Here is a 24829-nt window from a genome sequence, read left to right as displayed (position 1 = left end):
TTTCGGCCTGGGTGGAGGCACCAGTGAAATACCACCCTTCTTTTGTTGACTATCTCACTCAGGCGTTCACAGCGCCGAGGACCGTGGCAGGTGGGTAGTTTGTCTGGGGCGGACGCCTCCTAAAGAGTACCGGAGGCTCGCTATGGTGCCCTCAGTGCGGTCGGTAATCGCACGACGAGTGTATAAGCAAAAGGGCGCCTGACTGCGAGCGCGACAGCGCGAGCAGGGACGAAAGTCGGCTTAAGTGATCCGGTGGTCCCGTGTGGATGGGCCATCGCTTATAGGATAAAAGGTACGCTGGGGATAACAGGCTTATCGCGTCCGAGAGTTCATATCGACGACGCGGTTTGGCACCTCGATGTCGGCTTGTCACATCCTGGGGCTGGAGAAGGTCCCAAGGGTCCGGCTGTTCGCCGGTTAAAGTGGCACATGAGCTGGGTTCAGAACGTCGTGAGACAGTTCGGTCTGTATCCGCTGTGGGCGTAGGAGTGTTGAGGGGCGTCGTCCTTAGTACGAGAGGACCGGGACGAAATGACCTCCCGTGTACGGGCTGTCCCGCCAGGGGCACCGCCCGGTAGCGATGTCGTGCGCAGATAACCGCTGAATGCATCTAAGTGGGAAACTGTCCCCAAGATTAACACTCCTGGACCGCAAGGTCCCTAAAGGGCCGTGGGAGACCACCACGTTGATAGGGCGCAGATGTACGGGCTGAGAGGCCTTCAGTCGAGCGCTACTAATCGCCCGTGTAGTTTGATCTCTTCCATCTTTTCGGTGTATCACTAGTTCATCACCCAATACCCTCAGTTGCCGATTATGGATATCCCGCAGGATATCCCTATCGGTCGCGACGCCAGGTCCGGTGCATTCACCACGTGACCCTATGGATCTTCCCCTGGTATACAGGGATGATCTCGGATCACGGAATGCAAACCGCTGGCTGAATCGAGACCGATAGCACAAGATTGGCTGATGACTAGCGCGCGAGGGCCACACCCGTTCCCATTCCGAACACGGTCGTTAAGCCTCGTAGCGCCGATGGTACTGCGATCGAGAGGTCGTGGGAGAGTAGGCCGTCGTCAGCCACCCCATTGAAAGCCCTGTTCTTCACGGAACAGGGCTTTCTTTGTTTCCGGACCACTCGCTCCCTTGATACGTCATCTCCTGAAGTAGCTTAGTCGCAACGACTTGGGGTACTGAGCCTCGATCGATCATTCGGTCGATGTCGGATTGTTGCGATTCGCTATGACCCGCCGCACCTATTCGGTTTCGTACCGTCAACGGACGAGTCCACCCGGCCGAACCGGCACTAGTGATCGCTCCAGACTGCAAGGTGGTTTCCGCCAGGCTCCGTGAAGTGAAACCGACGACCGCCCGGGAAGGTGTGCCGGTCGGAGATGACACCGCCGGCAGCGACGACCGCCCGCTCGACCTCCTCGAGGTCGGATGCAAAGAGGATGACCAAGGGCGCGCCCCCAGGCGGGCTCGATCCGTTGATCCCGCCGGACAGCCGCCCGTCCTCGAATGCGGTATAGTCAGGCCCGTAGTCGGTAAACTTCCAGCCGAAGGCGGTCTCGAAAAAGCGCTTCGAGGCAGCAAGGTCTTCGGTCCCGAATTCGATGTAGTCGATGCGGCGGTCGTGTTCCGATCCCATAGAGTGCTCCGTAGCGTCCGTTTGAAGGGGATGGGATAGTACGGGCCACCGGGCGGTTTCGGCTAGCCAGCCGTCGTGATCCTGGCCTGCGCGGTCGGGTCATCGAACAGGGAGGTCGAGAGATAACGTGCCGCCGAGTCCGGTGCGATCATCGCGACCCGCGCACCGGGGCCGAGTTCCGCCGCGACGTTGAGGGCAACCCAGGCAATCGCCCCGCTCGACATCCCGACGAAGAGTCCCTCCTCCCGCATCAGGCGGCGAGCCAACGGAAAGGCGTCCTCCTCCCACGCCGTTCGGATCTCGTCGACCACAGTACGGTCGAAGTTGGGCGGAACGAACCCTGGGCCCATGCCCTGAAACTGGTGCTGCCCGCGCTCTCCGCCGGACAGAACCGGCGATCGGGCAGGCTCGACGGCAATGACCCGGGTCGCCGGATTCTGACTCTTGAGGAAGCGGCCAACCCCGCTGATCGTTCCACCCGTACCGGAGCCATACACGAACGCATCGATCCGACCCTCCATCCCCTGGTACAGCTCGGGCCCCGTCAGGCGGTAGTGGATGGCCGGATTCGACGGATTGGTGAACTGATTGGGCATCCAGGCGCCGAGGCGGTCTCGAATCCGTTCGGCTTCTTCGATTGCAGCGAGCATCCGCCGCTCGGGGTCGGTCAGGACGAGCTCGGCGCCGTAACCCAGTAGCGTGCGTTTCCGCTCCTCGCTCATCGACGAGGGCAGGGTCAGGATCAAGCGATACCCCCGGGCGCTGGCGATCTGCGCCAGGCCAATACCCGTATTGCCTGAGGTCGGTTCGACGATGGTGTCTCCCGGGCGAAGTTCCCCGCGAGCCTCGGCGTCCTGGATCATGCCCAGCGCCGTCCGGTCCTTGATCGACCCGCCAGGGTTGACGCCCTCGAGCTTGACGAAGACAGCGGCCGCGCTCGCTGGAACGACGCGCCGGAGGCGAATCAGCGGGGTGTTACCGACCGCATCTTCCACCCGGTGCCCGCGAGCGGCCGTTGGGCCGGCGAAAACCTCGGGAATCGACGCTGACTGGTTCACGTGATGCACTCCTGAAAAAACAAAGGCCCGCTTCGAAGGGAGAAGCGAGCCACGATCAGCCTGGTTGGCGGTATGCCGGAAACGAACCCGCTAAGCTGTCGAGGCGGCGTGCCGACAACACACGCCCCCAACGCGACAACAGGTGCCGAGTGAAGGAACCCCAACCGCCAAGACCGCTCGTTCCATGATTCGAGCCTAAGTCACCAGGCGATCGTGGTCAAGGTCGCTGACGACCGAGGGCCCGCTTCCGCTCAGGCCGGCACGGTGCTTTCATTCCTCGAGGGCGACGAAGACGAGACGATCGTCGCCGGCAGGGTGGGGCGCTCGCAAAGTCGAGCGCCCCTTTGTCGTCTCCGCGTCCCGCAACCCCCAGAGGAACTGTGAGTTTCAGGCTGTCAGCACCCGCCGAGTCCACCGTCGTCGATCCTCCATCTCCCGTCCGCGAAATGCCGATTCCCGGCTTCCGACGCGTCCCTTTTACCGGGGTCATCCATGCCACGGCCGAAGCCGCCCGGCGTGGTTACCGCGGGGGCGACCCGGCCTGGTGTAACCTTGGTCAGGGACAGCCGGAGGCCGGTCCGCTGCCGGGATCGCCGGAGCGGGTCGAGTCGATTGCGATTGCGCCGGACGACCAGGAGTACGCCCCGGTTGCCGGGCTCTGGGAATTGCGTGAGGCGGTGGCTGCGCACTACAACAGCCAGTATCGCAGGGGGCTGCCCTCGCAGTACGGTCCTGAGAATGTCTGCATTTGCGGGGGTGGTCGTGTTTCCCTGGCGCGGACGGCAGCCGCGCTGGGCCACGTCAATCTGGGCCACTTCCTGCCCGACTACACGGCATACGAAGAGCTGCTCGACGTCTTCAAACCCTTCAGCGCCATTCCGATCCTCCTCGACAGTGCTGCGGGCTATCACTTCAGCCGCGACGATCTGCGTCGGGAGATCGTTGGTCGGGGCCTGTCGGTCGTGCTCCTGTCCAACCCGGCCAACCCGACCGGTCATGCCCTCTATGGCGATGAGCTGCGTCAGTGGGTCGAGATCGGGCGGAACCTCAACTGCACCCTGCTGATCGACGAGTTCTACTCCCACTACAGCTGGGTGGCGTCGCCTCCGCTGTCGGCAGCTGCGTATGTCGACGACGTCAATCGCGATCCGGTGGTGCTGTTCGACGGGCTGACCAAGAACTGGCGGTATCCCGGCTGGCGGTGCAGCTGGATCGTGGGGCCGGCTCCGGTCATCGAGGCGGTCTCGAGCACCGGATCATTCCTCGACGGCGGCGGCAGTCGCCCAACCCAGCGGCGCGCCATTCCGCTGCTCGAGCCGGATCATGTGCGAGCGGAGGTCGCAGCTATCAACGCGGCCTTTCGCCCGAAGCGCCGCCTGATGCTCGATGGTTTGCGTCGTGCCGGGGTCCGATTCGATATCGAGCCGGAAGGCACCTTCTACTGCTGGGGCGATGTCTCTGACCTGCCGCCTGCGCTCAGCACGGGAAAAGACTTCTTCCAGCAGGCCCTCGATCGTCAGGTCATCTGCGTGCCCGGCGAGTTCTTCGATGTCAACCCCGGCCGCCGACGGTCGGGTCGCCCGTCCAGGTTCCGGCACTACGTGCGCTTCTCGTTCGGTCCAGAGATCGGGGCTGTACGGGAGGGCGTTGCCCGGATCCAGGCGATGGTGCAGGACCACGGCGGCACGGTCACCGCCTGAACCCGCAGATTTGCCCGGCCCGTCAATGCCTGATCGGACGGGCCGGGACAATGCCATAGCGCCCCATGTCGTGACCCGTCGCCGACCAACCGACCCGAACGGCAACCGCCGCACTCCAGAATCGATTGCCGCCGTAGGTGTGCTCGATGCTGAAGATGCTCCCGGGTGCCGCGCTGGCGATGGCGCCGCGGGTAGCCTCCAGGACGACGGAGGCAGCCAGCGCCCCGCGAGGGGGGATCGCAAGCTCCGCACCGACGGTATGCAGGGTCCACCGGGTTTTGCCGAGCAGGGTGTTCTCGAGGTGGGGGCGAGCGGTCCGATAGGGCTCGAGACGTTCTTCCTCGGGTCGATCGGTTCGCTCGCCCCGGTAGTGGATCCGAAAGCGCCCGTGCGACCAGCTCAGCTCGCCAAGTCTCGAGTAGTAGAGGAAGGCCGCTTCCAGCTCGGAGGTGCGGGCCCACTCGCCCAGCACGGTGAGATGCCCGCCGCCCAGCGCTTGCTCGAGACGCGCGCCGAGATGGAGCTTGTCGTGGTCGGCTCCCGCGCCGGGCCGGTGCTCGGGCGACCGTACCGCTGCGGTGGATGCGGACACCTCCACGCCATCGAGAGGACGCAGGGTGGCGCGGACCGACCAGGAGTCGCCAAAGCGACCGCGGATCCGCGGCCATTGCGAGGGGGCTTCCGGCTCGTCACCGTTGAAGACCGCCGCTTCGGCGGTGAGCGGGCCGATTCCGAACTGCGCACCAAGTATGGCGCGTTCCAGAATCTGCGCCAGATGATGGTTGACCGGATATCGGAGCGGCGCCCGCTGCATTGGATCGTCTGACCCGAAAGGTGCGAAGCCGCGGCCAAGGTATCCGCCTGCTCGACACGTGAGGCCGCCACACTCGAACGTGGTCGCGGCCTCGACCAGCAATTCGTGGACGTAGGCATGAGGATGGCGGCGGTCGACGAAGCCCTCACCCCAGGCACCCATCGCGAGCTCGCCCTCGGGCAGGGTCAGCCCCTCGAGGTTGACCGTCGCCCGAAGCCCGAGTCCGCTCGGCCAGGCGACCCGAGCGGTCAGCAGCGGGTGAATGATCTGCCATGCAGACCGACCGGTCCCTCCCGGGGAGCGCTCGCTGGCGTGAAAGACGCCCACGGCCTCGGCTCCCAACCGAACGGTCTGCCCAGGCAGTCGGGCGCTGCCGAACAGGAGCAGGATCCCGACCAGCACTCCTGCCGTGGTGAAGCAGGCCAGGGAGGCAGGTCGCGTGACGGGCGGCAACGCTGCGGCAAGACCGGGGTGAGTCACGCGGTGCAAGCTAACTCAAACCGACTGCAGGGGGGCGGTCGCTCGATTATTCTTCCAGGTTATGCAGCAGTCTCGCCCGACCGCATTCCCGACAATGGCTCGATGACCCGATTTGGACGCGTGGCCCTCGCGGGTCGGCCCAACGTTGGGAAATCGTCCCTGATGAACGCGCTGGTCGGCGAACCCCTCTCGATGGTGAGTCCGAAGGCACAGGCAACCCGCCTTCCCGTCGTCGGGATCCGGACCGAAGGCGAGAGCCAGATCGTGTTTCATGATCTGCCCGGGCTGCTCGATCCGTCGTACTTGCTGCAGTCCCGGATGGTGGGATTGGCGCTTCGCGACCTCGCCCGGTCCGATCTCGTCCTCCACCTGCACCCGGCCTCCGACGCGCCGGCGCCCCCGCTCGCGAGTCTGCTTCCGCCCGATGCAAAGCTGCCTCGCAAGCAGCTGACGGTGTACACCAAGGCGGATCTGGCGCCCGATTCCCTCGAGGCGGCTGACGACCGCATCTTCGTATCGGCGGCGCAGGGCACTGGACTGGCGCAGTTGATCGATCGGATCACCGCGCTGCTGCCCGAAGGGGAGTGGGAGTACCCGGCCGACGATCTGGGCGCGCAACCGCTTCGGTTCTTCGTGGTCGAGTACTTGCGGGAAGCGGCCTTTCAGTACCTCGAGGACGAGCTGCCCTATGCGTTCACGGCCGACGTCGACGAGTTCCAGGAGAATCGGGACCCGGTGTACATTCGGGCAACCCTGTATGTCGAACGCGACTCCCAGAAACGAATCCTGATCGGTACGCAAGGGCGGACGATCAAGGCCATCGGTCAGCATGCTCGCCAGCGCCTGGAAGGGTTGCTCGGAAGCCGGGTCTATCTGGAAACCTGGGTCAAGGTGCTGCCGCGCTGGCGGCAGTCTGCAGACCTGCTGACACGACTCGGCTTCCCGGACCTCAACGAACGGAGAGACGCGCGATGAGTCTCGCGCCAGAACTGCTGGACATCCTGGTCTGCCCGAAATGCAAGGGAGACCTCGAATACCGGCCGGACGATCAGGTGCTGATCTGTCATGTCTGCAAGCTGGGCTATCCGGTTGAAGATGACATACCCGTGATGCTGATCGACGAGGCGCGCCCGCTATGACCGAGGTCGTCGATCGTACCCTCTCCACTGCGCGAGGGTTGGCGGCCGAGCATCGCCACGGCTTCGTAGGAACCGAACACCTGCTTGCTGCGCTGCTGAGTGACGACACCAGCTTGGCAGCGACCCTGTTTGCCAGCGCCGGGATCGAACCGGCGCGGGCGCGTCAGGAGCTCCTCACCGGACTCAGACAGGGACCGGAAGGGGCACCGTCGGAACCGACCCTCAGTCGCTTTGCCGAGCGGGTGGTGGAAGCGGCCCGGACCGAGGCGCTCCGCGAGGGGCGCGAAGCGGTGGAGGATCGGGACCTGTTGCGTCAGCTGTTGGCGCAGCCGAAGGGCCGGATGTCCCAGTTGCTGAAGGCGGATCCGCGCGCACCGGTCGCGCTGCGCGCGGCGCTCGGACTTCCGGACCCACCGGTCGCGCCGCCGCAAGCCACTGCGCCGGCAGCTGCGGAGGCATTCTCCGGCAGCGAGGAGGCGGTGGCCAAGCCTGCCGTCGAGGCGCGACAGGGGCGGGAGGCGCGCGAGCCACGGCCGCCGCGAGAACCCCGCGACAAGAAACCGCGTGAGGAAGCGAACCCGCAGCCGCGGGGTGAGGCCAAGCGCGAGAGGCCAGAGCGCCCGAAACGGGAGGAGGGCCGGCGGGACGACCCGAAGAGCGCCTCGCCTCGTGCTGAACAGCGCGCCGATCGTCCAGGTCGGGATCGGTCCGACTCGAACCGGCAGCCGGCGCGTCCGGCGGTGCAGCCTCCGGGGCCTCGTCGGATTGCCCGCCCGCAGCCGACCTTCCGGTTTCGTCTCAGTTGGCTGCTCTTCCTCGCTCTGCCCGCCGCGGCAGGCCTTTGGTACACGGGAGCGGACCCGCTGGCCGTTCTGCCGGCGGCGGCGGTTGGCCTGGCGGCGTTCGCTGTGCTGGCCGGATATGTCTCCGAAGCCTTGGCGGATCGCGCCGGACCGACCATCGGGGCCGCCGTCCATGGCCTGTTGGGCAACACGGCTACGCTGGTCGTGGTCGTCGTTGCGCTGATGGCAGGTGCCACGCAGCTGGCGCAGGGAGCGCTGGTCGGTGCGATCGTGGCGACTGCGCTGCTGGTGCCCGGGCTGGGGTCGCTCGCGGCCGGCATGGAGCCTTCCGTGCGAACCAACCGGTCATTGCAGCGGGCGTCTGGCGCGGCGGTGGTGCTCGCCCTGGTCGGACTCGGGGCTGCGACCGCGTTCGTCCGGCTCGGTCAAGACACGGCGGCCGTGGCCGATCCCTCCTACGGAATGGCGACAGTCCTGCTGCTGACCTACCTGGCCGCGATCTGGCATGCCCGTCGAACCAAGACGGCCGTTTTCGGGCGAGGCGAGCATACCCCTGTCGCTCCGCCGTGGGGCCCCGGAACCGCGATCGGCCTGCTGGTGCTGGCCCTGGGGGGCCTGGCCGCCAGTGCGGGCCTGCTGGTTGGTGCCCTGCCGGCGGCGACTGCGCGGGGAATCCCCTTCGAACTCCTGGCATTTGTCCTGGTTCCGCTCGTGGCGGCACTACCGGAGCGGGCGCCGGCCTTGGAAGGCGCGCGACGCGGTCGGGTCGACCTGGCGTTTCAAGGGGCGTGTGCCGGCGCGGCGCAGGGCGCCCTGGTTCTGGCTCCGTTGGCCGTCGCCATCGGGGCAGGTCTCGGATCGGGAATGAGTCTTGTTCTGGGCAGACTGGAACTGGCCGGTCTGGTGGTAACTGCCGCGGCCTTGACGGCCGTTTCCTCGGAAGACGAAACGGGCTGGTTCCGGGGGGCGCAGCTGGTGGCGCTCTATGGCCTGATCGCAGTGGCGGCGCTGTTCATTTGACAGTCCGGTCCGACGGTCCTAAGTTGCCCATTTGTAATCTCTTACGGGATGTGACCTGGTGAGGAATCGCCCGACCATTCTCTACTTCGGGCCGGTCGGGCGACCGGTACCTGATCTGGTCCGTCGGTGGGCCACCGATCAGCGTTTCCCGGTGGAGGTGCTCGACGAACCCGACCAGGTCGAGTCGATCATCTTGCGTGGGCATCCTTGCATTCTGCTGGTCGACGGCGATGCAACCAGTGCAGCGGGTACCGAGCTGATTCGCCGACTCAAGTCGGATTCCTTCACGGCGATCGTCCCGGCGCTCGTGCTCGGCGGGCAGCGTCAGGCCGACAAGATGCAGCAGTGGTTTGCGGCCGGGGCGGACGAGATCCTGACGGACGTGTTTCCTCCGGAAGAACAGTTGGCCCGGCTCGACGCCCTGTGCGTTCGCAGCCAGCGTGACGTCTCCGTTCATCCGTCGACCCGTCTGCCCGGTGCGCCGGAAATCGACCGGGAAATTCGTCGGCGGCTCGAGAGCGACCAGGAGTTCGCGGTTTGCTACGCCGATCTCGACCATTTCAAAGAGTACAACGACCGTTACAGCTACTACGATGGCGATCGCGTCATCTACATGCTGTCGCGTATCCTGCACGATGTCGTCAAAGGCGTGTTGGGCCCGAACGGCTTTGTCGGCCATATCGGCGGCGATGACTTCATCTTCATCATCCCCGCGGCCGAGATTAGCTTGGTCTGTACCGAAATCCTGTCGGTCTTCGACACGCTGGTGCCCTATCAGTACAACGAGCAGGATCGGCGCGCCGGATATTACTTCGGCAAAGACCGGCGGGGACAGCTGCACCGGGTGCCGCTGATGACACTCTCGGTCGGCATCGTCACCAACCGCCATCGCACCTTTGCGCATCCGGCGGAGGTCAGCGAACTGGCTACCGAGATGAAGAGCTATGCCAAAACGCTGCCCGGATCGGTCTTTGTGGTCGACCGGCGTCAGACCCGGACGGGCGATGACCGGGCCGGGCGGTAGGGGCTTCGTATGAACGCAACCTGTACATCCTGTCAAACCGTCTTCAGGGTCGATCCGGCCAAGGTGCCTGCTGCCGGGGTGCGGGCGCGCTGCTCTGTCTGCAGCGGCATCTTCTGGGTTCGGGTGACTGCTCCCGTGGCGGTGCCGGCTGCGATCGAGGTCCCCGCGCCCCCGCCGGAGCCCGTACGCCCGGAGCCCGCCCGAGACGATGCCCCTGGCTCGCCCTTTGGTGATTCCTTCGACGACTGGCATGCCCGCACCACGGCGCCAACGGCGGCGGACGCCATCGAGGAGCGACGGACCCGGGAACCGGACATTCCGACGCCTTGGCCTGAGTTCCCGCCGGAACCAGCCGCTCCGGAGGTGCCGCAGCCGGTCGGCGTCGATCCGGTGCCTCACGCCGTTGAGCGCCCCTCGACTCCTGCGTTCGGCCCGGGGCCGGCACTAGCGCCACCTGCGGTCGGGGGGCTCACCTCCCCGGCAAGGCCGGTCGAGAAGGCTGCGGCCATGGTGGACGCTGCGTTGCCCCCGGTGACACCGCCCGTAACCGCACCGCGATCTCCGACGCCTCCGGCGGTCTCGAGCGGCGGGTTCGGCCCCGCCTTCGCCCCGCCTCAGGCGGCGGCTGTCCCGGCTCCGGCCTTGCCTGGATTGCCGCGTCCCGCCGCTCCGGCACCGCCTGTGGGCGCCGCGGTACGGAAGGCTCGGGTCAATCCATTCATGCGCCAGGACCCGGCCGCCAAAGCCCGGCGGCTGGCGCGTGCGCTGATTTCAGACATGGTGGTCTACCATCCCGCCAAGCGGCGCGAAGGGCTGCAACGGAACTCGCTCAAGGCGCTCTTCGAGGAGGAAATCAAGAAGAGTTGGGAAGAATACGTCGACCAGGTTGGGGCTGAACTGGCCGAGTCGACCCCGTTTTTCCACGAGGCGCTCAACGAAATCCTGGCCGACGGGCAGACGCTTTTCCCATAGGAGAGGCCGGGGGGTCCCGGTATATTGCGACAGATGAGCCGACCTTCGCGATTCTCGATGGTCGGCTCGATCGTTTCTACGAATGCGAAAGGAACTCCCAGATGTCGAACCTCACCGATCGTCTCGCCGCGCTCGACCGCCGCGCAACCGAACTGCGAGACTTTCTTTGACTTGCCTGGCAAAGCGCAGCGGCTGGAAGTCCTGGAAGGTGAGCAACTCGGCCCCGGATTCTGGTCCAACCAGGAACGGGCGCGTGAGCTGGTGCAGGAGGTCAAGGCGCTCAAGGGCTGGTTGACGCCGGGGAACGAGATTGCCCAGCGCCTGGCGGATGCCAAGAGTCTGCACGAGTTGCTCGAGGTCGAACCGGATGAGGGGCTGACCGAGGAACTGGGGTCCGAGATCGAGCGATTGGAAAAGGCGCTGGCGGCGTTCGAGTTGAAGTCGATGCTGCAAGGCCCTGATGACATGCGGAACGCACTGCTCACGATTCATCCCGGTGCGGGCGGCACCGAGTCGCAGGATTGGGCCGAAATGCTGACCCGGATGTACCGCCGCTGGGCCGAGCAGCACGGCTATCGGGTCAAAGTGCTCGACTATGAGACGGGTGAGGAAGCCGGTATCACCTCCGCCTCGCTCGAGATCGAAGGCGATTACGCGTACGGATTCCTCAAGGCGGAGAAGGGGGTCCACCGTCTGGTGCGGATCTCGCCATTCGACTCGCAGGCGCGGCGACACACCTCGTTTGCCTCGGTCTTCGTCTATCCGGACATCGACGACACGATCGACATCGATCTTCGCGATGAAGACATCAAGATGGATGTGTTCCGGGCGTCCGGTGCCGGCGGACAGCACGTCAACAAGACCTCGTCGGCCGTTCGTCTGACCCACATCCCGACCAAGATCGTCGTGTCATGCCAGCAGGAGCGCAGCCAGCACAAGAACAAAGAGACCGCGATGAAGATGCTGCGCGCCGCCCTGTACCAGCGGAAGCTCGAGGAACAGGAAGCGGAGAAGGCCAAGGTCGAGGCGACCAAAACGGACATTTCCTGGGGCAATCAGATCCGGTCGTATGTCTTCCAGCCCTACACCATGGTCAATGATCACCGGACCGAGCTCAAAGTGAGCGACGTCCAGGGTGTCATGGACGGCGATCTGGACGACTTCATTCACAGCTATCTCAAGCGGTTCGGAGGATCGGCGGCGTGACCCAGGGCGACGAACGGACGTATGTCGAGGCGGCCCGGCGGCAATCGCGCGCCGCGCTCGAAGCCATGGGCGAAAACCCGTATGCCTATCGTTTCGATCGAACCCACCCGGCCGGTGAGATCGCCGCGTTGTATGACGATGCGATGGGGGAGCAGGGACCGGAGGTCAAGGCGGCCGGACGCGTCGTCGCGCTCAGGTCGCAGGGGAAGACGACCTTTCTCCATCTCGAGGATGCGACCGGCCGGATCCAGGTCTACCTCCGTCAGGACGCGTTGGGCGATCGGTACGCCGTCGTCAAGCAGATCGATCTCGACGACTTCATCGGGGTGACGGGCGCGCTCTTCCGGACCAAAACCGGCGAGGTCACGATCAAGGGCACTGGCGTCCAGTTCCTGACCAAGAGTCTCAAGCCGCTGCCGCGCGGCAAGGTCCAGACCACGGATACCGGCGAGACGGTCACCTATGGGGGCGTCGCCGACCCGGAGTTCCGCTATCGGCAGCGCTATGCCGACCTGGCGGTTCATCCCGAGGTTCGACGCGTCTTCGTGCTGCGTGCGGAGGCCATCAAGTTCATTCGGCGTTTTCTGGATGAGCGCGGGTTCCTCGAGGTCGAAACGCCGATTCTGCAGCCGCTCTACGGTGGCGCGTCGGCCCAGCCGTTTGTCACCCACCACAACGCGCTGGACATGCCGCTCTACCTGCGCATCGCGGATGAGCTCTATCTCAAGCGCCTGATTGTCGGCGGCTTCGACCGCGTCTATGAGATCGGGCATGATTTCCGGAATGAGGGGATGGACCGGACCCATAACCCGGAATTCACCATGCTCGAGTTCTACGCGGCCTACATGGACTACACCGACATGATGGCGATGATGGAGTCGATGCTGCCGGAGCTCGTGCGGCACTGTCATGGGACGTCGTCGATCACGGTGGGAGGACGGACTATCGACTTTACGCCCCCCTGGCAGCGGGTCTCGTTCGTCGAGGCTATCGAGGAGCGGGCGGGCCTCAGCCTTGCCACGGCAACGGAAGCCCAGATGCGCGACCGCCTGGTGCGCGCGGGTGAGCCGCGCGAGGCGGTCGACACAATGACCGGGGGGCGCCTGATCGACGAACTCTTCAAGACCTTCGTCGAGCCGGAACTGGTGCAGCCGTCCTTCGTGATCGATCACCCGATGTCGATCTCGCCGCTGGCCAAAGTGCACCGGTCGAAAGCCGGCGTGGTCGAGCGTTTCGAGCTCTTCGTCAATACCAAAGAGCTTGCCAACGCCTTCAGCGAGCTCAACGACCCGGACGATCAGCGGGCCCGGTTCGAGGACCAGGTCCGGCAGCGCGCCGCCGGCGACGACGAAGCGCAGCCGTATGACACGGACTACATCCGGGCGCTGGAGTACGGCATGCCGCCGACCGGCGGCCTCGGATTGGGCATCGACCGGCTGGTTATGCTGCTGGCGGATCAGGCTTCGATTCGGGATGTCATCCTGTTTCCCGCGATGAGGCCGGAGGGGGGCGGGCAGGGGTGAGCGCGCCCCGTCGACCCTGGTGGCCCGATCCGCTCGAGCGGCGGGTGGCGCTGCGTTACCTGGCGGGACGCACGTCCTCTCGTTTCGCGAGCCTCAACACCAAGATTGCGGTTGCGGGTGTCGCCATCGGGGTAGCCGCGCTGATCGTTGTCTTAGGCATTATCAACGGCCTTCGGAACGATCTGCGAGACAAGATTCTGGTCGGTAATCCGCACCTGCATGTCCTGACCTTTGGGGCGAATCTCCGGGTCAATGACTGGCGCGCCGTGCTCGATTCGGTGCGGCAGGACCCCGACGTTGTGGCTGCAGCGCCCGAAGTCCTCGTCAAGACGCTGGTGCTCAACAGCGCCAACTATCCGGCTGCGGCGGACGTCGTCGGACTTGATCCTGATACGGGTGCGGTAGCGGTGACGGCGCTGCCGCAGGCGATCACCGAGGGAGCGCTCGATTTCCGGACCACCCAGGATACGGTCGATGGCGGCATCATCATCGGGTATCGGCTGGCCAACCGGCTCTCGACCTACGTCGGCGACGTGGTCTCGCTGATCTCGCCTAACGACGTGCAGAACCGGAATCGGGCCCTGGGCGTGCCGACGGTTCGCCCCTGGCTTTTCGAAGTGGTCGGCACCTTCAACACCGGGATGTACCAGTACGACGATGAGTTCATCGTGATGCGCCTGGCTGAGGCGCAGCGGTTTGCCGGGCTGGGCACCGCTGTTTCGGGCATCCAGGTCCGGGTCAAAGACCCCTGGAAGGCCCAGGAGGTGGGGCGCCGGATCGAAGCACGACTCGGCTATCCGTATCGGACCATTGCCTGGCAGGAGCAGAATCAGAGCCTCTTCGGCGCCATGCAGCTCGAGAAGCTGGGCATGGCGCTGGTGATCATGTTTATCAGTGTCGTGGCAGCGTTCAATATTATCGGCACGCTGACGATGATCGTCGGCGAGCGAACCCGTGAAATCGGCATTCTTCTGGCCATGGGACTCCGCCCGGCCTCGATTGGCCGCATCTTCGTGGCGCAGGGCGCCACCATCGGCGTCGTCGGCACGACGCTGGGGCTGATCCTGGGCTTTACCGTCGCGTTCGTGCTCGACGGCAGCCAGCTGATTCGGATCGACCCGTCGATCTATTTCATCGACCATCTGCCGGTTCACATCGAGCCGTTCGACGTGTTAGCGATCGTGACCGTCAGTCTGGCGATTGCGCTGGCGGCGACGATTCCCGCGTCGCGGTTCGCCTCGCGACTGCAACCCGTCGAAGCGATTCGTCACGAATGACGCCCGTGGTGGAAGCCGTCGGCGTCGGCAAGACCTATGTGGGTGGCGACGGCACGCCGATTCGGGTGCTCGACGGACTCGACCTCGCGATCTACCCGGCTCAGTTTCTGGCGGTCGTCGGCGCCAGCGGGGCCGGCAAGAGCACGCTGCTCCACATGCTTGGTGCGCTCGACACGCCCGATCAAGGCCAGGTGCGCATCGAAGGAACCGATGTCGGGACCCTGTCCATCGAAGCCCGGGCCCGCCTGCGCAACGTCCGGATCGGGTTCGTCTTCCAGTTCCACCATCTGCTGCGCGACTTCACGGCGGTCGAGAACGTGATGATGCCGCTGCTGATCGCCGGGGTGCCGAGTGCCGAGGCAGAGGCGCGCGCCGCCGCCGTGCTCGGGCAGCTCGGACTCGGCGCGCGGCTGCGCCACTATCCGGCTCAGCTGTCGGGCGGTGAGCAGCAACGGGCGGCGGTGGCGCGGGCCGTCGTTCCGGCGCCGGCCGTCGTGCTGGCCGATGAGCCGTCGGGCAATCTGGATCCGCACAATGCCGCCGTGCTGCACGAGGTCCTCGCGGGCGTCCGCGATCAGTTCCAAACCGCCGTGGTCGTCGCCACCCATAACCGCGATCTCGCCAACCGGGCCGACCAGATTCTGCGTCTGGCCGACGGCCGTCTGTCGGTGGAGTCGATAGCTGCGGACGCCGGCCCATGACCCTGTGCAGCAATTGCCAGGAGCGCGAAGGCATCATTACGCTGACCCAGATCGTTGGTGGGCAGGTCGAGACGGTGCAGCTGTGCGCTCAGTGCGCCGCGGAAAAGGGGATCCAGACGCCGGCCTCCATGGAGGACACGCCGATCGGCGGGTTGCTGGCTGCGCTTTCGCTGGAAGCCGAGGTTGCTGCCGCCGACCCCACGTCCGAAAGCGTGGTCTGCCCCGGGTGCGGCGCGTCACTGCAGGACTTTCGGGAGACGGGTCGCCTCGGGTGTGGACGATGCTACGACACCTTTGGAGAACCGCTGCGCGAACTGCTGCGACGCCTCCACGGTTCTGCGCATCACACGGGGAAGGTCTACCTCGCTCCGGGCGCCGCGGCCCGACCAACCGAGCCCGAATCGACCGAGCGGATCCGGGAGCGGCTCAAACGAGCCATCGAGCAGGAGCAGTTCGAGCAAGCCGCCGAGTTGCGTGACCGGCTCAAGGAGCGGGAATGATCGATCTCGATCTGTTGCCCGACGGCGGCCTCGGGTGGCTCGAAGCCAGTGGGCCAGCCAGCCACCTGGTCCTCTCGACTCGAGTCCGGTTGGCGAGGAACCTGGCCAATCGTCGCTTTGGTGTCCGGATGGACGCCGCGGAGCGCCGCCAGGTGCTCGACGAGGTCATTCAGGCGGCTGGCAGCACAACCGGGCTGGGCCATGCGCTGGTGATTCGGCCGGACCAGCTGGAAGAGTGGGACAATCGACTCCTGCTGGAACGGCACCTGATCAGCCGCGAGTTGGCCGGCCTGAGCGACCGAAATTCGGGCGCTGCGGCCCGAGCGCTGCTCCTGCAGGATCGAGCGGCGGTGATGGTAAACGAAGAGGATCACCTGCGGTTGCAGGTCCTTGCATCGGGGGTCGATTTCGCGGCGTGCTGGCGCGAGGTCGAGGGGCTGGACACTGAACTGGGGCAACGACTTGCCTTCGCATTTCATTCGGCGTTCGGTTACCTTACGTCGTGTCCCACCAACGTCGGAACGGGGCTTCGGGCATCGGTTTTGATCCACCTGCCGGGGCTCGTGCTGACGAAGGAGATCAACAAAACGTTGCACGGTCTGACCAGGATCGGGCTGACGTATCGGGGTCTGTACGGGGAGGGCAGCGAGGTGGTCGGCAACTTCTTTCAGTTGTCGAACCAGACTACGCTTGGCAAGAGTGAGGCGGAGTTGCTGGAGCACCTTGGCACGATCGTGCAGCATGTGATCGGGGTCGAGGAGTGGGCTCGGCAGGTGCTGCTGCGTGATGCCCCGACGGTGCTCGAAGACAAGTGCTGGCGTGCGTTTGGCTTGCTGCGCTACGCTCGCTCGCTGAGCTTCGAAGAAACGATGAACCTGCTATCCGGCGTGCGGCTCGGTGTGAGCCTCAAGGTGATTCCCAGCGTCGGAATGTATGCGCTCAACAAGCTGCTGGTGTTCAGCCAGCCGGCTCACTTGAATGCCAAGGCGGGACGGGTGCTGGAAGAAGAAGAAATGGCAATCCGTCGGGCGGAGTTCGTCCGAGGAACGTTGGAAGAGGAAGTCCGACGCGGGCAGGGAGCATGAACGGCTATAACTTCACCGATCGAGTGCGTAAGGTCCTCCAGATGGCACGGGAGGAAGCCGCACGTTTGCACCACGAGTACGTGGGCACCGAGCATATCCTGCTTGGTTTGATTCGCGAGGGCGAAGGGGTTGCCGCTGCGGTCCTGACCAACCTGAACGTCGACCTCGAAGAGATCCAGCAGAAGATCGAGGAAACGGTCAAGAAGGGCAAAGCGTCCTCGGCGCCGGGTCCCGACTTGCCCTACACCTCGCGGGCCAAGAAGGTGCTCGAACTCGCCATGACGGAAGCCCGCGAGCTCAACCACTCGTATGTGGGCACCGAGCATCTGCTGCTGGGACTGCTGCGGGAAGAAAAGGGCATTGCCGCCCAGGTGCTGACCGATGCCGGCGTCACCCTCGAGCAGTCGCGCGCCGAGACGCTGCGCCTGCTCGGCAGCGACATGCCGCCGCAGACGTCGACGGCGGCACCGTCCGCGCCGGCCGCAAGTGCGGCAACCCCCAAGTCGGAAAAGAAGTCGAAGACGCCGGCCCTCGATCACTTCTGCCGTGATCTGACCCAGCTCGCCGCCGATGGTCAACTCGACCCGACGGTGGGCCGCCAGAAGGAAATCCAGCGGGTCATGGAAATCCTGGCCCGGCGCAAGAAGAACAATCCGGTCCTGATCGGCGAGCCCGGTGTGGGTAAGACGGCCATCGTCGAGGGCCTTGCCATCATGATTGCCACGGGCACCTGCCCGGACGTGCTGCGCGACAACCGGGTCCTGTCGCTCGACATGGCCGCCGTGATCGCTGGTACCAAGTACCGCGGCCAGTTCGAAGAGCGGCTCAAGGCGGTCATGAACGAGATCGCCCAGAACAAGAGCATCATCCTGTTCATCGACGAGCTGCACACGCTGGTCGGCGCCGGAGCGGCCGAGGGCGCCATCGACGCCTCGAACATGCTCAAGCCTGCGCTGGCGCGTGGCGAGCTGCAGTGTGTCGGTGCCTCGACCCTGAACGAGTATCGCAAGTACATCGAGAAGGATGGCGCGCTCGAACGGCGCTTCCAGGCCGTCATCGTCGACCCGCCGACGGTGGACGAGACGATCGAGATCCTCAAGGGCGTCCGCAAGAAGTATGAGGACCATCACCGCGTCAGCATTCCCGATGCGTCGCTGGTGGCGGCTGCGGAGCTGTCCGAACGATACATCACGGACCGGTTTCTGCCGGATAAGGCAATCGACGTGATCGACGAGGCGGGCGCCCGTGCGCGCCTGGCGTCGCAGGCGCCGCCGCCCGAGTTGTCCGAGCTCAAGGCGGAGCTCGAGAAGGTCAATCAGGAGAAAGAGAACGCGGTCCGCGATCAGAACTTCGAGCGGGCAGCGGCGCTGCGTGACTCCGAGCGCGATCTTCAGAACAAGATCCGCCTCAAGCAGGAGGAGTGGGAGCGCGACCGTCAGAGCCGCCGTCCCGTCATCGACGAGGAAGCCATCGGGTTCATCGTCTCGCGCTGGACCGGTATTCCGCTCACCCGCCTGCAGGAGGCCGAGACGGCTCGGTTGCTGCGGATGGAGGATGAGATCCACAAGTCGGTGGTCGGTCAGGAAGAAGCCATTCAGGCCGTCTCGCGGGCCATTCGGCGCTCGAGGGCCGGGCTCAAAGACCCCCGGCGGCCCATCGGATCGTTCATCTTCTCGGGTCCGACCGGCGTCGGAAAAACCGAGCTGGCGCGGTCACTGGCCCAGTTCCTCTTTGCCGATCCGAGCGCGTTGATCCGGGTCGACATGTCGGAGTACATGGAGAAGTTCTCGGTGTCCCGTCTGATCGGCGCGCCTCCGGGCTACGTCGGCTACGAAGACTCAGGCACGCTGACCAAGGCAGTCCGACGCAAGCCGTATTCGGTGGTCCTGCTCGATGAGATCGAGAAGGCGCACCCCGACGTCTTCAATCTGCTGCTGCAGGTGCTCGACGAGGGGCATCTGACCGACAACTACGGTCGCGTCATCGACTTCAAGAACACCGTGCTGATCATGACGTCGAACGTCGGCGCACGCGACATCTTCAAATCGAAGTCGCTCGGATTCCATCAGCAGAGCGCCGCGGCGTCCTTTGCCAAGATCGCTGAGACGGTCAAGGAAGAGATTGCGAAAGTCTTCAATCCGGAGTTTCTCAACCGGGTCGACGACGTGATCGTGTTCCATCCGCTCGAGAAGGAGCATATCGAGCAGATCGTCACCATCCTGCTGAGAGAGCTCGATCGGCGGGTCGGCAATGAGGTACGGCTCACCCCCGCGGCAACCGATTTCCTGGTGGCGAAGGGGTACGACCAGACCTACGGCGCTCGGCCGCTCAAGCGGGCCATTCAGAAGTACATCGAGGACCCGCTCAGCGAGCGGCTCCTGGCCGGCGAGATTGCGCGGGGCGAGGAACTCGAGATTGACCTTGCGCCGGAGGGCGACAAGCTCGTTTTCCGGGCCCTGTCCGGCTCGTCGCTGTAAGGAGCCTTCGGTGGTGAGTTCCGGTCGTGCGGCCGATCCGGCTGGTCGGGGACGCGGACGATGGCATCATGCCGTGGTCGCGTTTCTCGCGTTCCTGTTCCTTCCCGTGATGGCGGCGCCGTTGGCGGCGCAAGATCCCGATCCGATCCAGGAAATCCTGGTCGACAGTATCGTCGTGCGCGGCAATCAGCGCCTCAAGCCCGACGAGATTGCGACCTTGTCGGGCATCCAGATCTTCCAGACCCTCAACTATCGAGGAGTGCAGCGGGCCATCACCAGCCTGTACCAGACCGGGCAGTTCGATGATGTCCGGATCGAAGCGCAGGAAGTGGAGGCCCTCAACATCGTCACCATCGTGGTGCGTGAACGTCCGACGCTCGGGCGGTGGTCGCTGCGGGGAGTCGAGAAGCTCGAGCTGTCGGAGGTTCGCAAGAAAGTTGCGGTGCTGGAGGGGCGACCGGTCGATCGGGTGGCACTCGCGCGATCGGCCGCGGGGATCGACTCACTCTACCAGCGCAAGGGATACTACGCCGTCCAAGTCGAGGTCGAAGAGACCCGGAGCGATTCAGCCAATTCGGTGGACATCGCGTTCGTCGTCAGCGAAGGCAACCGGGTGGTGATCAGCCAGGTCATCATCGAGGGCAACGAGCGCTTCAAGGATAGCGAGATCGTCAAAGGCATGTCCTCGCGCCCCGAGGGATTCTGGTGGTTCCGAAAGGGCGAGTACAGTGAGGATCGGGTGCAGGACGACCTGCGCAACCGGATTCCGCAGTGGTACGCCAATCGAGGATATGTCGATTTGCGGGTGCTGAGGGATACCCTGGTGGCCGACACGGTGCCGGGGAAAGCCATCCTCGTCGTCGAGGTCGACGAAGGTCAGCCGTACAAGGTCGGCAACTTCGATATCATCGGCAACCGCCGATTCTCGGCGGACGAGCTGAGCCTGTACTACCCCTTTGGCATGGCTATCGTCGCGGGCAGCGGCGTCGACGCCGATGTTGCCTTCAGCCGGGCCGAGTGGGAGACCGCCACGGACAAGATTCGCGATCTGTATTCGAACAACGGCTACATCATGGCGCGGGTCGAACCTGAAGAGATCCGTCGCACCGGAGCCGATGGTCGGCCGATCGTCGATCTGCGCTGGCGGGTGTACGAAGGACAGCCTGCGACGATCAACAAGATTACCATCGTGGGCAACGAGGTGACGCACGAGCGGGTCATCCGCGAGCAGATCGTGCTGGTGCCCGGTATGACATTCAATCGGGACCTGTTGCTGCGATCATATCAGAACATCTCGAACCTCAACTTCTTCGAGCAACCCTTACCGGGTCCGGAGGTCGAGCAGGCCGAGAACGGTGTCGATGTCGACATCACCTTCCGGGTCAACGAGAAGAGCACCGGTAACGTCAACTTCGGTGCGTCGGTTGGCCAGGGCGTCGGGGTTGGCGGTTTCCTCGGCCTCGAGGAGCCCAACCTGTTTGGCAAGGCCAAGCGGGGCCGGGTGCAATGGCAGTTCGGCGCCAACATCAACGATTTCAACCTGAGCTACTCCGACCCGGCGATTCGCGACAGCCGTTTCTCGGGAACGCTCACTCTCTTCAACAGCCGGCAGCGGTACACGGTGGGCGACCTGGGTCGGATCCGTCGTGAGGGTGCCAACCTGCAGTTTGGTTTCCCCTTCTTCGGCTCGCGCTACACCCGGGTCTTCGCCAGCTACGGATTCCAGCGGAACCGGTTTACCGACATGCCGGCCGACCTGGCGGACCAGTATCGCTGCGACGACAACTGCGTACGCTCGTCCATCGGGCTCAGCCTGGTGCGCGATACCCGCATCGGCCTTCCGTTCCCGGTTGCCGGGAACTCGATCACGACCTCGTTCGAGCACAACGGCGGGTTTCTGGGCGGCAGCGGCCAGTATCAGAAGATTGACCTCGACGGCGCCTGGTATGCGCCGCTTGGCCGGGCCGGCGGTGACGCCTTCGGCGGGGGAATCCAGTTCACCTTGGGATTCAAGGCGAAGTCTGGTTTCGTCTTTGGGACCGTCGGTCCCTTCTTCTATGAGCTCTACTCGTTGGGCGGGGTGCAGTACGGCATTCCGCTCCGCGGCTACGACGAGTTTGCGGTGACGCCGTTAGGCTACAACCCCGGCGCCAGCGGAGCGAGCGTTCGTCCCGACGCGTTCGGTAAGTCGTACGCGACCTTCACGGTCGAAGCCGGCGCGCGGCTGTCGCAGCAGTTCTACGTCAACATCTTCTCCGACGCCGGTAATGTCTACGGGCGTGCCCGTCAGTACAATCCGACGCGGCTGTATCGCAGTCTGGGCGCCGGTGTCGCATTGATTTCCCCGCTCGGTCCGATTGGCATCGACGTGGCGTACGGTCTCGACCGGACCGACGTCGCCGGGCGGCCGGATCCGGGATGGCAGTTGCATTTCCGGTTAGGCAACTTCTTCTAGGTGGCTACACTCATACCATCCCCTTAGGGTTGGAGGATCGACGATGTCGCTGGTTCGGTTCGTTCTGATGTCAACCACGGTTCTGGCCCTCGCGGGAACCGCATCACAGCTTGCCGCGCAGGCAACGCCGCCGCCGGCTCAGCCGCCTCGCGCGACGACGGCCCAGCCGCAAGTCGCTTCGTCCAGGATCGCCTTCATCAACGCCGGCGCACTCCTCCGCGGCATGCCGGGTTACGCGGCAGCCGAGAGTCTGTTCACGCGGGAAGCGACCCAGATCCGGGGCGAAGCGGACAAGCTGCGAGCGGCCTTCGATTCGTCGGTGGCGACGTATCAGCAGAGTCAGGCGATGATGACGCCCAGCAACCGCACCGCCCGCGAGCGGCAGTTGCAGGCGCAGGGCGACTCGCTCCAGGCCAAGCTGCAGGCGCTGCAAGCCAAACTGGGCAATCGGCAGCAGGAGCTGATGGCGCCGATGGAGCAGCGGCTCCGGGCCATCATCGAGGGGGTCCGCGCCGAGGAGAACATCGCACTGATCATCGACATTGGGGCGGAGGAGTCGGCCAACATCATCACCTACGATCGGTCGCTCGACATTACCCTCCGGATTGCGCAGCGGCTGGCGCAGGCGCCCCCCGGTTGACGTGACCATCGCCGCGGCGTCCCTGACCGCGGCGGCCATTGCCGAGCTCGTCGGGGGCCGCCTCGAAGGGGATGGAACAGTGCAACTTCACGCCGTGGGCCCGCTCGATCGGGCTCACGGCGATGCGCTTTCGTTCCTGGCCTCCCACAAGTATGTCGATCAGTTCATGGTGAGCCGCGCCGGCGCTGTCCTGGTGCCGCTCGACCTTCCCCCTGAGACGCCGGGACCGGCAACCCGGATCGCCGTGCGCGATCCGGCCGGAGCGATCGCTCGCGTGGTCAGCACCCTCTTTCCGACGGCACGCCCCACACCGAGTATCGACCCCTCGGCCCGGATCGGCACCGGCTGTCAGCTCGGACACGATCTCGCGCTCGCCGCGCACGTTGTGCTCGGCGATGGCGTCGTGCTGGGTGACCGCGTCGTGCTGGCGGCGGGCGTCGTTCTCGAACCGGGTGTCCGGATCGGCAACGACAGCGTGCTCGACCCGCATGTGGTCTGCTACCGGGGCACCGAGATCGGCGACCGGGTTCACATTAAGGCCGGGGCGGTCATTGGCGGGTCTGGATTCGGATTCATTTCGGACCGGCAGGGTCACCACCCGATTCCGCATGTTGGGGGCTGCCGGGTGGCGGACGACGTCCAAATCGGCGCCAATAGCTGCATTGACCGAGGTAGCATCGGTGACACAGTCATCGGGCCAGGGACCAAGCTCGACAATCACGTGCACATCGGGCACAACGCCCGGATCGGTGCCCGCTGTCTGATCATGGGTGGGGTCGTCGTTGCCGGTAGCGCCCGCGTAGGGGATGACGTGATCCTCGCGGGTCATAGTGCAATCGGTGGACATTTCACGGTTGGTGATCGGGCCCGGGTCGGTGCCAAAGCGGGGGTTATTTCCGAGGTGGCGCCGGGCACCGATGTGAGCGGGTTTCCCGCCCGGCCCCATCGCGAGTTTCTCCGTGCCCAGGCGGCGTTGTACCGGCTCGCGCCGCTCGTGGCCGAACTCGAAACCATCGTTAAGGATCGAAGGCAGGATGGCTAGACGAACCTTGAAGGACGTGGCGACCCTGACGGGGACAGGCCTCCATACGGGTGCCACCACCACGGTTCGCTGCGGGCCCGCAGCGTCGGGTACCGGGATCCGTTTCCGGCGGGTGGACCTGCCCGATACGCCCGAGTTTGCCGCCCGGATCGATGCGGTCGAAGCGACCGAGCGTCGCACGGCCATCGGACCGGTCGGCGCGACCGTCCATACGGTCGAACACCTGCTGGCAGCGGTTGCTGCGCTTGAGCTCGACGATCTGCTGATCGAGATCGACGGGCCCGAGGCCCCGATTCTGGACGGCTCCTTTGCCCCTTTCCTGGCCGAGCTGGAGCGGGTGGGGACGACCGAGCAGGATGGCACGCCGGCTGTCCTGACGGTCACGACACCGTTTACGGTCACCGTGGGTGACGCCAGCTACATCGTGTCGCCCGCCAAGGCGCTGCGGATTACCGCGACGATCGAATGGCCGCACCCACTGATCGGTCGCCAGGTTGGTGCGTATGATGTGACGCTGGACGAGTTCCGCCGCGAGTTGGCGCCCGCCCGCACCTTCGGTTTTGCGAACGAGCTCGATAGTCTGCGTGCCAAGGGACTGCTCAAAGGCGGCACCCCGGAGTCGGCGGTCGTGTTATCGGACACCGAGGTGCTGACGGGGCCGCTCCGCTGGCCGGACGAGTTTCTGCGCCACAAGGCGGGCGACATCGTGGGCGATCTGGCGCTGACGGGATCCCGGATCCGCGCGCATATCGTCGCCACGCGGCCGAGCCATGAGGGGAATGTGGCCCTCGCACAAACCCTGATACGCACCGCGGCATCGAACGGCCAGGTGCTCGATATCGGGCGAATCCTGGACGTCATCCCGCATCGGTATCCCTTTCTCCTGGTCGATCGGATCATCGAGATCGAGCCGCGCAAGCGCGTGGTCGGAATCAAGAACGTCACCATCAACGAGCCATTTTTTCAGGGACACTTCCCGAACCACCCCGTCATGCCGGGCGTATTGATCGTGGAATCGATGGCGCAAGCCGGCGGGATGCTGCTGATGGGAGAGCTGGACGCCCCGGCAGACAAGGTGGTTTACTTCATGACGCTGGACAATATCAAGTTCCGGCGTCCCGTAGTTCCCGGGGACCAGATCCGACAGGAGGTCGAGATGGTCCAGTTACGAGGCCGGGTGTGTCGCATGAAAGGCGTGGCGTACGTCGACGGCGTCGTCGTCTGCGAAGCAGAGATGATGGCCATGGTTATGGACAAGTGAG

General features: G+C 64.9%; 20 protein-coding genes and 2 rRNA genes (1 of these 22 cut by a window edge). 19 read left to right on the top strand and 3 right to left on the bottom strand.

Translation table 11 applies throughout. The features are described 5' to 3' along the window. Positions 1 to 758: ribosomal RNA gene (locus KF785_03295) — 23S ribosomal RNA — on the top strand (it extends 2178 nt beyond the left edge of the window). A 207-nt stretch (positions 759 to 965) separates the two neighbouring features. Next, positions 966 to 1082: ribosomal RNA gene (gene rrf / locus KF785_03290) — 5S ribosomal RNA — on the top strand. Positions 1083 to 1306: 224 nt separating this feature from the next. Here rrf and KF785_03285 read toward each other — a convergent pair. Both KF785_03285 and cysK read right to left on the bottom strand, forming a co-directional pair. Continuing rightward, positions 1307 to 1651, bottom strand: coding sequence for a VOC family protein (locus KF785_03285; protein MBX3145769.1), 345 nt, complete (start codon positions 1649 to 1651; stop codon positions 1307 to 1309). Positions 1652 to 1713: 62 nt separating this feature from the next. After that, positions 1714 to 2646: a cysteine synthase A gene (gene cysK, locus KF785_03280; GenBank protein MBX3145768.1), complete on the bottom strand. Its 933-nt coding sequence runs from the start codon at positions 2644 to 2646 to the stop codon at positions 1714 to 1716. Between the two features lie 509 nt (positions 2647 to 3155). On the opposite strand from cysK, the gene KF785_03275 reads away from it, so the two are divergent. Further along, positions 3156 to 4409, top strand: coding sequence for a pyridoxal phosphate-dependent aminotransferase (locus KF785_03275; protein MBX3145767.1), 1254 nt, complete (start codon positions 3156 to 3158; stop codon positions 4407 to 4409). A gap of 22 nt (positions 4410 to 4431) precedes the next feature. Here the strand turns inward: KF785_03275 and KF785_03270 are convergent, their stop codons facing one another. Continuing rightward, positions 4432 to 5703 carry a hypothetical protein gene (locus KF785_03270; protein ID MBX3145766.1) on the bottom strand — a complete coding sequence of 424 codons (1272 nt, stop codon included), beginning with the start codon at positions 5701 to 5703 and terminating at the stop codon, positions 4432 to 4434. 102 nt (positions 5704 to 5805) lie between these two features. Here KF785_03270 and era point away from each other — a divergent pair, with 102 nt between their 5' ends. The 16 genes from era to lpxC all read left to right on the top strand — a co-directional run bounded on the left by era (position 5806) and on the right by lpxC (position 24828). Further along, on the top strand, positions 5806 to 6678 hold the full coding sequence (era, locus tag KF785_03265; GenBank protein ID MBX3145765.1) for a GTPase Era: 873 nt from the start codon (positions 5806 to 5808) through the stop codon (positions 6676 to 6678). Then, positions 6675 to 6842, top strand: coding sequence for a Trm112 family protein (locus tag KF785_03260; GenBank protein MBX3145764.1), 168 nt, complete (start codon positions 6675 to 6677; stop codon positions 6840 to 6842). Before era ends, KF785_03260 begins: the two co-directional genes overlap by 4 nt. Then, positions 6839 to 8665, top strand: a complete 1827-nt coding sequence (locus KF785_03255) for a hypothetical protein (protein MBX3145763.1) — start codon at positions 6839 to 6841, stop codon at positions 8663 to 8665. The genes KF785_03260 and KF785_03255 overlap by 4 nt, the downstream gene beginning before the upstream one ends. 58 nt (positions 8666 to 8723) lie before the next feature. Next, entirely contained in the window at positions 8724 to 9689 is a 966-nt protein-coding gene (locus tag KF785_03250; GenBank protein MBX3145762.1) for a diguanylate cyclase, read from the top strand. Positions 9690 to 9698: 9 nt separating this feature from the next. After that, positions 9699 to 10661: a zinc-ribbon domain-containing protein gene (locus KF785_03245; protein ID MBX3145761.1), complete on the top strand. Its 963-nt coding sequence runs from the start codon at positions 9699 to 9701 to the stop codon at positions 10659 to 10661. A 171-nt stretch (positions 10662 to 10832) separates the two neighbouring features. Beyond that, positions 10833 to 11867 carry a peptide chain release factor 2 gene (gene prfB / locus KF785_03240; GenBank protein ID MBX3145760.1) on the top strand — a complete coding sequence of 345 codons (1035 nt, stop codon included), beginning with the start codon at positions 10833 to 10835 and terminating at the stop codon, positions 11865 to 11867. Further along, complete coding sequence (gene lysS, locus KF785_03235; GenBank protein MBX3145759.1) at positions 11864 to 13390, top strand: lysine--tRNA ligase; 1527 nt, start codon at positions 11864 to 11866, stop codon at positions 13388 to 13390. Before prfB ends, lysS begins: the two co-directional genes overlap by 4 nt. Further along, a complete protein-coding gene (locus KF785_03230) occupies positions 13387 to 14667 on the top strand; it encodes an ABC transporter permease (protein MBX3145758.1) in 1281 nt (426 codons plus the stop codon). Before lysS ends, KF785_03230 begins: the two co-directional genes overlap by 4 nt. Next, positions 14664 to 15368: an ABC transporter ATP-binding protein gene (locus KF785_03225; GenBank protein ID MBX3145757.1), complete on the top strand. Its 705-nt coding sequence runs from the start codon at positions 14664 to 14666 to the stop codon at positions 15366 to 15368. Before KF785_03230 ends, KF785_03225 begins: the two co-directional genes overlap by 4 nt. Further along, positions 15365 to 15868: a UvrB/UvrC motif-containing protein gene (locus KF785_03220; protein MBX3145756.1), complete on the top strand. Its 504-nt coding sequence runs from the start codon at positions 15365 to 15367 to the stop codon at positions 15866 to 15868. The genes KF785_03225 and KF785_03220 overlap by 4 nt, the downstream gene beginning before the upstream one ends. Next, on the top strand, positions 15865 to 16953 hold the full coding sequence (locus KF785_03215) for a protein arginine kinase (protein ID MBX3145755.1): 1089 nt from the start codon (positions 15865 to 15867) through the stop codon (positions 16951 to 16953). Before KF785_03220 ends, KF785_03215 begins: the two co-directional genes overlap by 4 nt. Beyond that, positions 16950 to 19430, top strand: coding sequence for an ATP-dependent Clp protease ATP-binding subunit (locus tag KF785_03210; protein ID MBX3145754.1), 2481 nt, complete (start codon positions 16950 to 16952; stop codon positions 19428 to 19430). The genes KF785_03215 and KF785_03210 overlap by 4 nt, the downstream gene beginning before the upstream one ends. 13 nt (positions 19431 to 19443) lie before the next feature. Then, positions 19444 to 21885 carry an outer membrane protein assembly factor BamA gene (gene bamA / locus KF785_03205; protein ID MBX3145753.1) on the top strand — a complete coding sequence of 814 codons (2442 nt, stop codon included), beginning with the start codon at positions 19444 to 19446 and terminating at the stop codon, positions 21883 to 21885. Positions 21886 to 21928: 43 nt separating this feature from the next. Continuing rightward, positions 21929 to 22525, top strand: coding sequence for an OmpH family outer membrane protein (locus KF785_03200; protein ID MBX3145752.1), 597 nt, complete (start codon positions 21929 to 21931; stop codon positions 22523 to 22525). A 1-nt stretch (position 22526) separates the two neighbouring features. Continuing rightward, on the top strand, positions 22527 to 23567 hold the full coding sequence (lpxD, locus tag KF785_03195) for a UDP-3-O-(3-hydroxymyristoyl)glucosamine N-acyltransferase (GenBank protein ID MBX3145751.1): 1041 nt from the start codon (positions 22527 to 22529) through the stop codon (positions 23565 to 23567). After that, a complete protein-coding gene (lpxC, locus tag KF785_03190; protein ID MBX3145750.1) occupies positions 23560 to 24828 on the top strand; it encodes a UDP-3-O-[3-hydroxymyristoyl] N-acetylglucosamine deacetylase in 1269 nt (422 codons plus the stop codon). Before lpxD ends, lpxC begins: the two co-directional genes overlap by 8 nt. Position 24829: the final 1 nt, after the last annotated feature.

Source organism: Gemmatimonadales bacterium (genome assembly GCA_019637315.1).
Classification (GTDB): domain Bacteria; phylum Gemmatimonadota; class Gemmatimonadetes; order Gemmatimonadales; family GWC2-71-9; genus SHZU01.
Note: the sequence above shows the minus strand (reverse complement) of the source record. Positions and strands in the feature narration are given on the sequence as shown.